Genomic DNA, 14,220 nt, shown 5'->3' with positions numbered 1-14,220 from the left:
ACTCATCCTTCGTGATTGAAACGTCCTGGCATCGACGCCCCCGTGTACCGCGACGAGTTCCCGTTCGCGTAGGCGTCTTTCGCGTGCAGTCGTCGATCCTACTGATGCCCCCGGTCCACCGGAGAGCCAGGAGGATGGAGATGCCGAGGGGGTACGGGGAGAATTGAGGGAGGGCGTCCCAACACCCCGTACGGCAAGGGATAGGGTGGCGCTTCGCGTCGTACGAACTGCATGAAGCAGCCTTGTCTAGCAGGGGGAACACCAGGTGAGCACGGGGACTTCGACAGGTTTCTGCCGAATCACCATCGCAGCGCCGGACAGCCGCGTCGATGTCGCGCTGCCCGAGGACCTGCCGATCCAGGACCTCTTTCCTGAGATCATCCGGCTCTCGGGCCTGGCCCAGTCGGACACCAGTCTCGCCGGTTATCACCTGGTGACCCGCGAGGGGCAGGTGCTCGACGCGAGTCGTTCGTTGCTGGAGCACCGGGTCAGGGACGGAGAGGTGCTGCTGCTGCGGACCTTCGCCGACTCCCTTCCGCCGGCCGTCCACGACGACGTCGTGGACGCCATCGCCGCCGCGGTCAAGCAGGACACCCGCAGCTGGAACGACAACCTGATGCGGGTGGCCGGCCTCGTCGCCGGATCGCTGCTGCTGGTCATGCTCGGCTTCGTCTTCTGGTTCGCGGACCCGATCCGGCACGACATGCACGGCCTCCAGGGCATCCTCGCGGGCGTGACCGCACTCGGCCTGACGGCACTCGCGGGCGTACGGGCCCGGGTGTACGACGACCGGGGCTCCGCCGTCGCGCTCGGCATCTCGGCGCTGCCGCACGCGCTCATCGCGGGCTCCGGCGTCATCGCGCAGGGGGCACACGACGGGCCGGGAAGGCTTCAGTTCCTCGTCGGCTGCGTCGCCGTACTGCTGTTCTCCGTCGTGCTGATCATGCTGCTGCCGCAGGGCGACGCCCCGTTCGTGGCCGCCGCGCTGGCCTCCGCGATCGGCACGCTCGCCGTGTTCTGCGGTGTGCTCACCGACGCGGCACCGCGGGAGATCGCGGCCGGCACCTCGGTGGTCGCCCTGGCGGTCGTCGGCTTCCTGCCCGGCTGGTCGGCCCGGTTCGCCAAGCTGCCGATCGGCTTCCGCAACCCCGAGGACCTCGCCCGGGCCCGCCGTGAGGGCCGCGAGGGCGACCTCGAGGCCGTCGACGTCCAGCGCATCGTCGCCCAGACCAGCCGCGGCCACGAACTGCTGCTCGGCCTGGTCGGCGGCTGCGCCGCCGTCATCGTCGGCGCGGGCGGCGCGGTGCTCGGCTTCAGCGACAGCGGCTGGGCACAGCTGCTGGCCCTGTTCACCGGCCTCGCCGCGATGCTGCGGGCGCGCCTGTTCCGCTACACCGCCCAGGTCACCTGTCTGTTCGTGGCCGGTGTCATCACGCTCGGCCTGCTGGTCCTCGGCCTCGCGATCTCTCCGCCGGCCGACATCATCATCCAGCTGCTCCAGAACAACCACGGCCCGGTCAACGTACGCACCCTGTGGCTCGGCGCCTCGGTCGCGGCCGGTGTGCTGCTCCTGATCGCGATCGCCCTGATCGTGCCGCAGAAGGGGCTCTCCCCGTTCTGGGGCCGCATGCTCGACCTCGCGGACTCCCTGGTCCTGCTCTCCCTGGTGCCGGTCTGCCTGGCCGTCCTCGACATCTACGGCAAGGTCCGCGGCGGTATCGGGAACTGAGACCCACCCGCCGAGAAAAGCCGAACGCCCCACCCCCTGTACGCAGGGGGTGGGGCGTCTGTGTGACCGCCGCCCGGGAATCCGTGGCGCCGTTCACAGGAAGACCGCACAGAAGACGTCCCAGGAAGAGGGCCCTCGCGTGAGCTTCGGCCCGCCGCCTTCCATGTACACGCGGCTCGCCCCGCCCGCGCAGCCCCCACGGCCCGAGCGCCGCCCGAAGTGGCCGCCGGCGTTGCTCGCCCTCGTGCTGGTCGCGGCGGCCGGCACCGGCGGCCGGCTGCTGTGGGGCGCAGGCCACGGCACGAAGACGCCGACCGGGGCGGCCACCGGGCAAGGACTGCTCGACATCCGGGAGACCGTCGAGAAGAAGCCGGCGAACACCACCGGAAAGATGGCCTTCCGCTTCTCCGTGTGCGACCTCTGCCCGGGCGAGCACTACGAGATGCCCGGCATGTGGGCCACGGACAAGTTCCTCGCCAAGGGCATCAACAAGACCGTCGTTACGCGTACCGCATGAACGACGGCACGCGCGCGTGGCAGACGACTTCCACCGGCTCCTGCCAGGACACGGGCGCAGCGGGCGGAGGCGCCCTGCTCGTCCGCCGGCAGTGCTGGAACGACAAGGCCCCCGCCGACTCGACGGACGCCACCACCTACAAGGCACGCAAGGTGGATCCGAGAACCGGCAAGGTCCTGTGGACCTACTCGGCCGCGAAGGGCATCCGGGACCTGAACATCCCCTCCGCCGAGCCACCCGTCCTGGCCGTCCAGGCCGGCGGGATCGGCAGACGGGCCCGCCAAGGGGCAGCCCAGGTGGGTCCCTCTCGTCCTGGGCATCGAGAGCATGGCCGTGAAGTAGCGGCCCCACCGGCTGGTACCCTGTGTGACGGCCGTCTGTGTACGCACCCCCGGAGCCCCGCAGGTTCACCTGTCGGCCCCGGAGGCCGCGGCCGACGGATCCCGCCTCCCGAGTAACGGAAGCTCCCCCGAGACAAAGACCGGGGGCACTCGGTGGCAACTTGAAGACTACGAGGAGTACGAGTGTCGCTCGACGCCGCTACGAAGAAGCAGATCATCGCCGAGTTCGGTCAGAAGGAGGGCGACACCGGCTCCCCCGAGGTCCAGGTCGCCATGCTCTCGCGCCGGATCTCCGACCTGACCGAGCACCTCAAGACCCACAAGCACGACCACCACTCCCGCCGTGGTCTGCTGATCCTGGTCGGTCAGCGCCGTCGCCTGCTGCAGTACCTCGCCAAGAAGGACATCCAGCGCTTCCGTACGCTGGTCGACCGCCTCGGCATCCGCCGTGGTGCGGCGGGCGCCAAGTAAGACGTGATGAAGGGAGCGGTTCCCGAAACGATCGGGGACCGCTCCCTTTGCCGTACGTACGGAAACGTGCGGAGTGTCACACCCGCTTTGTAGTGTGGTAGCACAACGCAATACCACGAGGAGAAGCGCGCCTCGCCGCCGCCGGTCCTCGGTAGTGGCCCCCGGGCAATGCGAACCCGGGTGCTTCGATCGAAGACCGGCCCGCACCAGACGGAGCGCTTCTCCGCCCACGTCCCCCCGCCACACGGGCGGATCGGGACAAAAGACGAAAAGTAACGGAGAAAACGCTAGTGGAGAACGAGACCCACTACGCCGAGGCCGTCATCGACAACGGCTCCTTCGGCACCCGCACCATCCGCTTCGAGACGGGCCGCCTGGCCAAGCAGGCCGCCGGCTCCGCCGTGGCGTACCTGGACGACGACACCATGGTGCTGTCGGCCACCACCGCCTCCAAGAACCCCAAGGACCAGCTCGACTTCTTCCCCCTGACGGTGGACGTCGAGGAGCGGATGTACGCCGCCGGCAAGATCCCCGGCAGCTTCTTCCGCCGTGAGGGCCGCCCCTCCGAGGACGCCATCCTCACCTGTCGCCTCATCGACCGCCCGCTGCGCCCGTCCTTCAAGAAGGGCCTGCGCAACGAGATCCAGGTCGTCGCCACGATCATGGCGCTCAACCCCGACCACCTGTACGACGTCGTGGCGATCAACGCCGCCTCCGCGTCCACGCAGCTTGCCGGTCTGCCCTTCTCCGGCCCGATCGGCGGCGTCCGCGTCGCGCTGATCAACGGCCAGTGGGTCGCGTTCCCGACGCACTCCGAGCTCGAGGACGCCGTCTTCGACATGGTCGTCGCCGGTCGTGTCCTGGAGGACGGCGACGTCGCGATCATGATGGTCGAGGCCGAGGCCACCGAGAAGACCATCCAGCTGGTCAAGGGCGGCGCCGAGGCGCCGACCGAAGAGGTCGTCGCCGCCGGTCTGGAAGCCGCGAAGCCCTTCATCAAGGTGCTCTGCAAGGCCCAGGCCGACCTCGCGTCGAAGGCCGCCAAGCCGACCGGCGAGTTCCCGATCTTCCTCGACTACCAGGACGACATCCTGGAGGCGCTCACCGGCGCGGTCCGTCCGGAGCTCGCCTCCGCGCTGACGATCGCCGGCAAGCAGGAGCGCGAGGCCGAGCTGGACCGCGTCAAGGCGCTCGCCGCCGAGAAGCTCCTGCCGGAGTTCGAGGGCCGCGAGAAGGAGATCTCCGCCGCGTACCGCTCGCTCACCAAGCAGCTGGTCCGTGAGCGCGTGATCAAGGAGAAGAAGCGCATCGACGGCCGCGGTGTCACCGACATCCGCACCCTGGCCGCCGAGGTCGAGGCCATCCCGCGCGTGCACGGTTCCGCGGTGTTCGAGCGTGGCGAGACCCAGATCCTGGGCGTCACCACCCTCAACATGCTCCGTATGGAGCAGCAGCTGGACACCCTCTCGCCGGTGACCCGCAAGCGCTACATGCACAACTACAACTTCCCGCCGTACTCCACCGGCGAGACCGGCCGCGTCGGCTCCCCCAAGCGCCGCGAGATCGGCCACGGCGCCCTCGCCGAGCGCGCCCTCGTGCCGGTCCTGCCGACGCGCGAGGAGTTCCCGTACGCGATCCGTCAGGTCTCCGAGGCGCTGAGCTCCAACGGCTCGACGTCCATGGGCTCGGTCTGCGCCTCCACCATGTCGCTGCTGAACGCCGGTGTGCCGCTGAAGGCCCCCGTCGCCGGTATCGCCATGGGCCTCATCTCCCAGGAGATCGAGGGCGAGACGCACTACGTCACCCTCACCGACATCCTCGGTGCGGAGGACGCCTTCGGCGACATGGACTTCAAGGTCGCGGGCACCAAGGAGTTCGTGACCGCGCTCCAGCTCGACACCAAGCTGGACGGCATCCCGGCCTCGGTTCTGGCCGCCGCTCTGAAGCAGGCCCGTGACGCCCGCCTCCACATCCTCGACGTGATGATGGAAGCGATCGACACGCCGGACGAGATGTCCCCCAACGCCCCGCGGATCATCACGGTCAAGATCCCCGTGGACAAGATCGGTGAGGTCATTGGCCCCAAGGGCAAGATGATCAACCAGATCCAGGAGGACACCGGCGCCGACATCACGATCGAGGACGACGGCACCATCTACATCGGTGCGGTCGACGGTCCCTCCGCCGAGGCGGCCCGCACCACGATCAACAGCATCGCCAACCCGACGATGCCGGAGGTCGGCGAGCGCTACCTGGGCACGGTCGTCAAGACGACCACCTTCGGTGCGTTCGTCTCGCTGCTCCCGGGCAAGGACGGTCTGCTGCACATCTCGCAGATCCGCAAGCTCGCCGGCGGCAAGCGTGTGGAGAACGTCGAGGACGTGCTCGGTGTGGGCGCCAAGGTCCAGGTCGAGATCGCGGAGATCGACTCCCGCGGCAAGCTCTCCCTGATCCCGGTCATCGAGGGCGAAGAAGGCGACGAGACGAAGGACGACGGCGACAAGTGACGCCCCGTGGCTTCAAGGCGACGGCCCGCACCTCCTCGGAGGCGCGGGCCGTCGCCCGTACCCAAACCCTGATCAAGGGCGAGAACGGCATCGGCACGGTCCGCAAGACCACCCTCCCCGGCGGCCTGCGCATCGTCACCGAGACCCTGCCCTCGGTCCGCTCCGCGACCTTCGGCATCTGGGCCCACGTCGGCTCCCGCGACGAGACGCCGGCCCTGAACGGCGCCACGCACTACCTGGAGCACCTGCTCTTCAAGGGCACCACCCGCCGTAGTGCGCTGGACATCTCCTCCGCCATCGACGCGGTCGGCGGCGAGATGAACGCGTTCACGGCGAAGGAGTACACGTGCTACTACGCGCGCGTGCTCGACGCCGACCTGCCCCTCGCCATCGACGTCGTCTGCGACATGCTGACGGGCTCCCTGATACTCGAAGAGGACGTCAACGTCGAGCGCGGCGCCATCCTCGAAGAGATCGCCATGACCGAGGACGACCCCGGCGACTGCGTGCACGACCTGTTCGCGCACACGATGTTCGGCGACAACCCCCTCGGCCGCCCGGTCCTCGGCACGGTCGACACGGTCAACTCCCTCACCGCGGACCGCATCCGCCGCTTCTACAAGAAGCACTACGACCCGACCCACCTGGTCGTGGCGGCCGCCGGCAACATCGACCACAACAAGGTCGTACGACAGGTCCGCGCCGCCTTCGAGAAGGCGGGTGCCTTCAAGAACGGTGCGGCGGCCCCCATCGCCCCGCGCGACGGCAGCCGCACCCTCCGCACCGCGGGCCGCGTCGAACTGCTCGGCCGCAAGACCGAACAGGCCCACGTCGTCCTCGGCATGCCGGGCCTCGCCCGCACCGACGACCGCCGCTGGGCCCTCGGCGTACTGAACACGGCCCTCGGCGGCGGCATGTCCTCGCGCCTGTTCCAGGAGGTCCGCGAGAAGCGCGGCCTGGCCTACAGCGTGTACTCGTACACCTCGGGCTTCGCCGACTGCGGCCTGTTCGGCGTGTACGCGGGCTGCAGGCCCTCGCAGGTCCACGACGTCCTGAAGATCTGCCGCGACGAACTCGACCACGTCGCCGAACACGGACTGTCCGACGACGAGATCGGCCGCGCCATCGGCCAGCTCCGGGGTTCGACGGTCCTGGGTCTTGAGGACACCGGCGCGCTGATGAACCGTATCGGCAAGAGCGAGCTGTGCTGGGGCGAGCAGATGTCTGTCGACGACATGCTGGCCAAGATCGCCTCGGTCACCCCGGACGACGTCCGCTCGGTCGCGCGCGAGATCCTGGGACAGCGCCCGTCGCTGTCGGTCATCGGCCCGCTGAAGGACAAGCAGGCGTCCCGTCTGCACGAAGCGGTCGCGTAAGTCCTCTCCTGAAGGAAGCAAGAAGATGAGCAAGCTGCGCGTGGCGGTCCTCGGTGCCAAGGGCCGGATCGGCTCGGAGGCGGTACGGGCCGTCGAGGCGGCCGAGGACATGGAGCTGGTGGCCGCCCTCGGCCGGGGCGACGAGCTGGAGACGCTGGCGGAGACCGGCGCCCAGGTCGCCGTCGAACTGACCACGCCGGCCTCGGTGATGGACAACCTCGAGTACTGCCTGAGCCACGGCATCCACGCGGTCGTCGGTACGACGGGCTGGACCGACGAGCGCCTCACGCAGCTGGGCGGCTGGCTGGCCGCCTCCCCGGAGACGGGCGTACTGATCGCGCCCAACTTCTCCATCGGCGCCGTGCTCACCATGAAGTTCGCGCAGATCGCCGCGCCCTACTTCGAGTCCGTCGAGGTCATCGAGCTGCACCACCCGAAGAAGGTCGACGCCCCGTCCGGCACCGCCACGCGCACCGCCCAGCTCATCGCCGAGGCGCGGCGCGCGGCGGGCACCGCCCCGGCGCCGGACGCCACGGAGACGGCACTGGACGGCGCGCGCGGCGCGAGCGTCGACGGGGTCCCCGTGCACGCCGTCCGCCTGCGCGGCCTGCTCGCCCACCAGGAGGTCCTGCTCGGCGGCGAGGGCGAGACGCTGACCGTCCGGCACGACTCGCTCCACCACAGCAGCTTCATGCCGGGCATCCTGCTCGGCGCACGCCGCGTGGTGACCACTCCGGGCCTGACCTTCGGCCTGGAACACTTCCTGGACCTGGGCTGACACCCGCCATGCGAGCCAAGCTCACTTACGCCATAACGGCCGCCGTCCTGGTCTTCTACTTCGTCCTGGTCGGCAGCCGTGGCGTCATGCTCATCCAGTCCGGCACGGTCCTCACCGTGACCTTCGGCGTGGCGGTGCTGATCCTGCCGGTCATCGGCCTGTGGTTCCTGTGGAAGAACACCCAGTTCGTCCGCAGGGCCAACGCCCTCGCCGCCGAACTCGACGCCGAGGGCGGCCTGCCCGTGGACGAGTTGAAGCGCACCCCCGGCGGCCGCATCGACCGCGACTCGGCGGACGAGGTCTTCGCCAGGCGAAAGGCCGAGACGGAGGCGGCTCCGGACGACTGGCGCAGCTGGTTCCGCCTCGCCATCGCCTACCACGACGCGCGCGACACCCCACGCGCCCGCAAGGCCATGCAACGCGCCATCGCCCTGCACGAGGGCAGAACGGTCGAGGCCTGAGGTCGACGACCACACCTCAGCCGTACGCCGAAGGGGCCGGCCCGCGCTCACCGCGGACCGGCCCCTTCGCGTACGAGCGCAGGGTCAGCCGTGCCTGTTCTCCGCCGCCCATGCCTCGATCGTGTCCGCGGCCCGGTCGAAGGACCCGGCCCGCGCCAGGAAGTCGACGCCGTGCGTGGTCAGCAGCACCGGCCCGTCCTGTGCCGGACGGTCGCTGCGTACGAGGATCAGCGCCTGCCCCTGCACCGTGCGCGGCAGCCCGAGCCAGCGCACCGGCTGCTGCACCGTCCGCAGGGCGGCGACCCGCTCCCAAGGCGTTGTACGCGTGCCGAAGAAGCCCACCTGGCGCAGCCCGCGCGCGCTCACCCAGGCGCCCATGCGCAGCAGCCTGAGGGAGCCCGCGATGACGGCCAGCGCGATACCGAAGACCACGCCGGCCTCGGAGGCCGAAGCGGTGAACGCGATGATGACCGCAGCGAACAGTACGAACGAGGCGAGCAACAGCCAGAGTGCCGCCACACCCACGCGCCACGGCCCGGGACGGTAGGGCCGCCGCCAGCGGTCGCGGTCGTCGAAGGGCAGCGCGGTATCGTCCGCCGTCTCATACGCACGGTCGGCCGTCAGGAAGGGCAGGGGCACGGCTGGTCCTCACTCAATCCATGCATGGGCTGTGCCCGGTGAGGCTATCCGCCGGTGTACCTGCTCACCACCCTTGGGGGTCCGATGGAGTCAGTGCCCCTGAGAAGCCTGTGACTGCTGAGCAGGAGTGGAGGCCGTGGCGGACAGCGCAGGCATACCGAGGACCAGCGAGCCCACCAGCCCGGCGACGATGGTGAGTCCGAGCAGCCAGCGCCCGGCCATCTGACCGGCGGACGCCCGCTGACGGGGCGGGGGAGCGACATTGCTGCGGAACCTGTCGGCTTCGGCGACGAAGGCGAACGGGACGGGCTCACGCCGACGGAACATGGGTGGAGCCTCTCCTCTCGGGATCGAACGAGTGACTGTCATCTACACAGACGGTCGAGTGCCCCAAAAGGTGCCCGGTTTCGCCGAATTCACTGAAATTCGCTGGCGTATGTCGCGACCCGCCACCGAACGCCCCGTTGTCAGTGGCGGGCCGTAGAGTGGGCGCCGCCCGCCAGAAGTGATGGAAGGACCCTCCGAGCCGTGACCGACACCCCCGCCGACGACCTCAAGCCCAGCTTCCGCAGCGATGTCAGCGTCGAGCTGGTGAAGCACAGCGCGGCCGACTCAGACGTGCTGTGGGCCGCCCGCGTCTCCACCGCCGGCGAGCAGTCCCTGGACGAGCTGACGAAGGACCCCGAGCGCTCCAAGGGCCTGATCAACTACCTGATGCGGGACCGCCACGGCAGTCCGTTCGAGCACAACTCGATGACCTTCTTCATCAGCGCCCCGATCTTCGTCTTCCGCGAGTTCATGCGGCATCGGGTGGGCTGGTGCGTCGCCGGTGACACGGAGATCACGCTGGTAAGCGAGGCGGGCAATCTCCGGCGGCGTTCCATCGAGGATCTCTACAAGCTGTGGCATCTCGGCGTCGAGGACCACTTGCCGCATTCCGCGGGTGGCGTGACCTGGCATGCACGCGCACAGAAGTGGATGGCGCAGGTCCGTCGTGGAGAGACGAACCACTACCTCGGGCTGTACGACAACCGTGAGGCGGCCGACTCCGCCGTCGCCGAATTCCGCGAACAACACCCGTCCACCAGGCTGCGCAAGCTCGAATCGGTGCGGCGCAACCACGTCCGCTGCTACGACGAGGAGACGCTGACCGCTCAGCGGGCTCAGATCCTGGACGTCATCCAATCGGGCATCAAGCCACTGATCAGGATCACCACTGAGAGTGGCAAGGTTCTACGTTCCACCGTCGACCACGCGGTGCTCACTCCGGACGGCTGGCGGAAGGCCGGTGAGCTCGCCGTCGGCGATGCTGTCATGTCCGCCGGGACCGCGCCTCGCCCCTCCGAGAGGCTCGTTCCCCCGAGCCTTCGTCGCGGTGTGGGAGTCTGGACCTCGATGCAGCGCGACCGGCTGATTCGCGAGACCGATCTCTGCCACCTCTGCGGACGGTCCTTCCCTCGCGAGCAGCTTGCTCTCGATCACGTCGTTCCTGTGGCCGAAGACCTGACCCGGGCCCTCGACGAGCGGAATCTGGCACCCGCCTGCGAGCCCTGTCACGCCACCAAGAGTGCGACGGAACAAAAGCTCGCCCGGCGCGGCGGAAAGATCGCTGTGGCCGTTCCGGATCCGGTCGTTTCGATCGAGGAAGACGGTGAGGAGATGACGTACGACCTCACCGTGGAAGGCCCCTGGCACAACTTCCTGGCCAACGGAGTCGTCGTCCACAACTCCTACAACGAAGAGTCGGGCCGCTACCGGGAATTGCAGCCCGTCTTCTACGTGCCGGGAGAGGACCGCAAACTCGTACAGCAGGGGCGACCCGGCAAGTACGAGTTCGTCGCGGGCACCGAAGCCCAGCAGGAGATCGTGGAGCGCTCGATGCAGGAATCGTACATCCAGGCTTACGAGCGTTACCAGGAGATGCTCGCCGCCGGCGTCGCCCGCGAGGTCGCCCGCGCCGTCCTCCCGGTCGGCCTGTTCTCCTCGATGTACGCCACCTGCAACGCCCGCTCGCTGATGCACTTCCTCGGCCTGCGCACCCAGCACGAGCTGGCGAAGGTCCCGTCCTTCCCCCAGCGGGAGATCGAGATGGTCGGCGAGAAGATGGAGGCCGAGTGGGCCAAGCTCATGCCGCTCACCTACGCCGCCTTCAATGGGAACGGCCGTGTGGCGCCGTAGCGCACCCCCCGTTCCCCGGTCGAGGACAGATGTGCGGCCGACCTCGCCAGGTGTCCGTATTGCGGCATTTGGGGAAGTTCATCTAGCCTGATCAAACGGACCCGGTACTGCTTGAACCCCCGAGCAGGCAGTACCGGGCTCCGCATTTGTCCGGACTTATCCCGCACCCCAAGGGCAGACCACGCAATGGGCACCGAGTAGCGTGTTACCCATGGCTCCGACCTCGACTCCGCAGACCCCCTTCGGGCGGGTCCTCACCGCCATGGTCACGCCCTTCACGGCGGACGGCGCACTCGACCTCGACGGCGCGCAGCGACTCGCCGCCCACCTGGTGGACGCAGGCAACGACGGCCTGATCATCAACGGCACCACCGGCGAGTCCCCCACCACCAGTGACGCGGAGAAATCGGATCTCGTACGAGCCGTACTGGAGGCGGTCGGCGACCGTGCCCACGTCGTGGCCGGCGTCGGAACCAACGACACCCACCACAGCATCGAGTTGGCCAAGGCCGCCGAGAAGGTGGGCGCACACGGCCTCCTGATCGTGACGCCGTACTACAACAAGCCCCCGCAGGAGGGCCTGTACCGCCACTTCACGGCCGTCGCCGACGCCGCCGAGCTGCCGGTCATGCTCTACGACATCCCCGGGCGCTCCGGCGTACCGATCAACACCGAGACGCTGGTCCGGCTCGCCGAGCACCCGCGGATCGTCGCCAACAAGGATGCCAAGGGCGACCTGGGCCGCGCGAGCTGGGCCATCGCGCGCTCCGGGCTCGCCTGGTACTCCGGCGACGACATGCTGAACCTGCCGCTGCTCTCCGTGGGCGCGGTCGGCTTCGTGTCGGTCGTGGGCCACGTGGTCACTCCGGACCTGCGGGCCCTCGTCGAGGCGTTCGTCTCCGGCGACGTCCAGAAGGCCACCGAGATCCACCAGAAGCTGCTCCCGGTCTACACGGGTATGTTCCGCACCCAGGGCGTCATGACCACTAAGGCCGCCCTCGCCCTCCAGGGCCTGCCCGCGGGGCCCCTGCGCGCCCCCATGGCGGAGTGCACGCCCGAAGAGATCGCCCAGCTCAAGATCGATCTTGCTGCAGGCGGGGTACAGCTCTGACAACAGACTTGGCACCACAGGCTTCACAACTGAATAGGCGGGCCACCGGTGCCCGCAGCCCACAACGACAACTGCTCATGCACGAACGTCACGCGCGCCACGTGCCCACCGGTACGTGGCGCGTGTGGTGAGGAGAGTCTTTTGAGTCATCCGCATCCTGAACTCGGCCCGCCCCCGCCGCTCCCTGAAGGAGGGCTGCGGGTCACCCCGCTCGGCGGTCTCGGCGAGATCGGCCGAAACATGACGGTCTTCGAGTACGGCGGTCGTCTTCTGATCGTCGACTGCGGAGTGCTCTTCCCCGAGGAGGAGCAGCCCGGAATCGACCTGATCCTGCCGGACTTCTCGTCCGTACGGGACCGCCTCGACGACATCGAGGGCATCGTGCTCACGCACGGCCATGAGGACCACATCGGCGGCGTCCCCTACCTCCTGCGCGAGAAGCCGGACATCCCGCTGATCGGCTCCAAGCTGACCCTCGCCCTCATCGAGGCGAAGCTCCAGGAGCACCGCATCCGCCCGTACACCCTCGAGGTGGCGGAGGGGCAGCGCGAACGGGTCGGCCCCTTCGACTGCGAGTTCGTCGCGGTCAACCACTCCATCCCGGACGCCCTCGCCGTGGCCATCCGCACCCCGGCCGGCATGGTGGTCCACACCGGCGACTTCAAGATGGACCAGCTCCCGCTGGACGGTCGTCTGACGGACCTCCACGCGTTCGCACGACTGAGCGAAGAGGGCATCGATCTCCTCCTCGCCGATTCGACGAACGCCGAAGTGCCCGGCTTCGTCCCGCCCGAGCGCGACATCTCCAACGTCCTGCGGCAGGTCTTCGCGAGCGCCCGCAAGCGCATCATCGTGGCGAGCTTCGCCAGCCACGTCCACCGCATCCAGCAGATCCTGGACGCGGCTCACGAGTACGGCCGCCGGGTCGCCTTCGTCGGCCGCTCGATGGTCCGCAACATGGGCATCGCACGGGACCTGGGCTACCTGAAGGTCCCGCCGGGCCTGGTCGTCGACGTGAAGACACTGGACGATCTCCCCGACAGCGAGATCGTGCTCGTCTGCACGGGTTCCCAGGGCGAACCCATGGCGGCCCTGTCGCGGATGGCCAACCGGGACCACCAGATCCGCATCGTCAACGGCGACACGGTGATCCTGGCGTCGTCGCTGATCCCCGGCAACGAGAACGCGGTCTACCGCGTGATCAACGGCCTGACCCGCTGGGGAGCGAACGTCGTCCACAAGGGCAACGCCAAGGTGCACGTCTCGGGCCACGCGTCCGCCGGCGAGCTCCTGTACTTTTACAACATCTGCCGCCCGAAGAACCTGATGCCGGTCCACGGCGAATGGCGCCACCTGCGTGCCAACGCCGAGCTGGGCGCCATGACCGGCGTCCAGCACGACCGCATCGTCATCGCCGAGGACGGCGTGGTCGTCGACCTCGTCGAGGGCAAGGCAAAGATCTCGGGCAAGGTCCAGGCGGGTTACGTCTACGTCGACGGGCTCTCGGTCGGCGACGTGGGCGAGCCGGCCCTGAAGGACCGGAAGATCCTGGGCGACGAAGGCATCATCTCGGTGTTCGTCGTCGTGGACTCCTCCACCGGCAAGATCACCGGCGGCCCGCATGTGCAGGCCCGTGGCTCGGGCATCGAGGACTCCGCCTTCAGCGAGGTGCTCCCGAAGATCACCGAGGTGCTCGAACGCTCGGCCCAGGACGGGGTGGTGGAGCCGCACCAGTTGCAGCAACTGATCCGCCGCACCCTCGGCAAGTGGGTCTCCGACACGTATCGGCGCAGGCCAATGATCCTCCCGGTGGTGGTGGAGGTCTGACCGACGTACGACTCCTCGTACGTGTGAACAGGGAGCGGGGTGCCTCGATTTGCATCGGGGCGCCCCGCTCCAGTACGTTTACGGCTCCGCCAGAACGGGAACCCGGCCGCCTCGTGCACCGGAACCAGTCCCCGATCGGGGCGGGAAATCCGACTCAGAATCTCTGATAAAGTCGGAGCCGCCGGAAAGGGAAACGCGAAAGCGGGAACCTGGAAAGCGCCGAGGAAATCGGATCGGGAAACGGTCTGATAGAGTCGGAAACGCAAGACCGAAGGGAAACTGCCC

11 protein-coding genes and 3 pseudogenes are annotated in these 14,220 nt (G+C 68.6%); 12 read left to right on the top strand and 2 right to left on the bottom strand.

The annotated features are described in order from the left end of the window. Positions 1 to 265 precede the first annotated feature (265 nt). The 7 genes from eccD to LJ657_RS45660 all read left to right on the top strand — a co-directional run bounded on the left by eccD (position 266) and on the right by LJ657_RS45660 (position 8,180). A complete protein-coding gene (eccD, locus tag LJ657_RS45690) occupies positions 266 to 1,729 on the top strand; it encodes a type VII secretion integral membrane protein EccD (protein WP_232655636.1) in 1,464 nt (487 codons plus the stop codon). 139 nt (positions 1,730 to 1,868) lie between these two features. Then, a complete protein-coding gene (locus LJ657_RS45685) occupies positions 1,869 to 2,246 on the top strand; it encodes a hypothetical protein (protein ID WP_232655635.1) in 378 nt (125 codons plus the stop codon). A 524-nt stretch (positions 2,247 to 2,770) separates the two neighbouring features. After that, the gene (rpsO, locus tag LJ657_RS45680; protein ID WP_016432306.1) at positions 2,771 to 3,058 is read left to right on the top strand and encodes a 30S ribosomal protein S15; all 288 of its coding nucleotides are present in this window, start codon (positions 2,771 to 2,773) and stop codon (positions 3,056 to 3,058) included. Positions 3,059 to 3,348: 290 nt separating this feature from the next. Further along, positions 3,349 to 5,565 (top strand): polyribonucleotide nucleotidyltransferase, encoded by a 2,217-nt coding sequence (locus LJ657_RS45675; RefSeq protein ID WP_232655634.1) that lies wholly within the window; start codon positions 3,349 to 3,351, stop codon positions 5,563 to 5,565. Then, entirely contained in the window at positions 5,562 to 6,941 is a 1,380-nt protein-coding gene (locus LJ657_RS45670; RefSeq protein WP_232655633.1) for a M16 family metallopeptidase, read from the top strand. The genes LJ657_RS45675 and LJ657_RS45670 overlap by 4 nt, the downstream gene beginning before the upstream one ends. Positions 6,942 to 6,966: 25 nt before the next feature. Then, entirely contained in the window at positions 6,967 to 7,719 is a 753-nt protein-coding gene (gene dapB, locus LJ657_RS45665) for a 4-hydroxy-tetrahydrodipicolinate reductase (protein WP_232655632.1), read from the top strand. Positions 7,720 to 7,727: 8 nt separating this feature from the next. Then, on the top strand, positions 7,728 to 8,180 hold the full coding sequence (locus LJ657_RS45660; RefSeq protein WP_232655631.1) for a tetratricopeptide repeat protein: 453 nt from the start codon (positions 7,728 to 7,730) through the stop codon (positions 8,178 to 8,180). 84 nt (positions 8,181 to 8,264) lie between these two features. Here LJ657_RS45660 and LJ657_RS45655 read toward each other — a convergent pair whose 3' ends face one another. Next, complete coding sequence (locus tag LJ657_RS45655) at positions 8,265 to 8,819, bottom strand: SCO5741 family PH domain-containing membrane protein (RefSeq protein ID WP_232655630.1); 555 nt, start codon at positions 8,817 to 8,819, stop codon at positions 8,265 to 8,267. Positions 8,820 to 8,909: 90 nt separating this feature from the next. Then, complete coding sequence (locus LJ657_RS45650) at positions 8,910 to 9,146, bottom strand: hypothetical protein (RefSeq protein WP_232655629.1); 237 nt, start codon at positions 9,144 to 9,146, stop codon at positions 8,910 to 8,912. Between the two features lie 201 nt (positions 9,147 to 9,347). Here LJ657_RS45650 and LJ657_RS45645 point away from each other — a divergent pair. From LJ657_RS45645 to LJ657_RS45625, 5 genes and pseudogenes are all read left to right on the top strand, one after another. Next, positions 9,348 to 9,638: pseudogene (locus LJ657_RS45645) on the top strand (FAD-dependent thymidylate synthase); the annotation flags it as partial. Then, a pseudogene (locus LJ657_RS45640) lies at positions 9,618 to 10,544 on the top strand (HNH endonuclease); the annotation flags it as partial. The pseudogenes LJ657_RS45645 and LJ657_RS45640, both read left to right, overlap by 21 nt. A gap of 3 nt (positions 10,545 to 10,547) precedes the next feature. Beyond that, positions 10,548 to 10,997, top strand: a pseudogene (gene thyX / locus LJ657_RS45635) (FAD-dependent thymidylate synthase); the annotation flags it as partial. Between the two features lie 211 nt (positions 10,998 to 11,208). Beyond that, positions 11,209 to 12,108 carry a 4-hydroxy-tetrahydrodipicolinate synthase gene (dapA, locus tag LJ657_RS45630; protein WP_232655628.1) on the top strand — a complete coding sequence of 300 codons (900 nt, stop codon included), beginning with the start codon at positions 11,209 to 11,211 and terminating at the stop codon, positions 12,106 to 12,108. Between the two features lie 141 nt (positions 12,109 to 12,249). Further along, a complete protein-coding gene (locus LJ657_RS45625; RefSeq protein WP_232655627.1) occupies positions 12,250 to 13,935 on the top strand; it encodes a ribonuclease J in 1,686 nt (561 codons plus the stop codon). The last annotated feature ends 285 nt before the right edge of the window (positions 13,936 to 14,220 follow it).

The organism is Streptomyces guryensis (assembly GCF_021261325.1).
Taxonomy (GTDB): domain Bacteria; phylum Actinomycetota; class Actinomycetes; order Streptomycetales; family Streptomycetaceae; genus Streptomyces; species Streptomyces guryensis.
The sequence above is the reverse complement of the archived record's forward strand: the minus strand, read 5'-3'. Positions and strand labels throughout refer to the sequence as shown.

Bases quoted from the DNA above. Each gene is read 5' to 3' on its own strand.
- LJ657_RS45660 (WP_232655631.1), top strand. From the start codon at position 7,728: ATGCGAGCCAAGCTCACTTACGCCATAACGGCCGCCGTCCTGGTCTTC.
- dapB (WP_232655632.1), top strand. From the start codon at position 6,967: ATGAGCAAGCTGCGCGTGGCGGTCCTCGGTGCCAAGGGCCGGATCGGC.
- dapA (WP_232655628.1), top strand. From the start codon at position 11,209: ATGGCTCCGACCTCGACTCCGCAGACCCCCTTCGGGCGGGTCCTCACC.
- LJ657_RS45650 (WP_232655629.1), bottom strand. From the start codon at position 9,146: ATGTTCCGTCGGCGTGAGCCCGTCCCGTTCGCCTTCGTCGCCGAAGCC.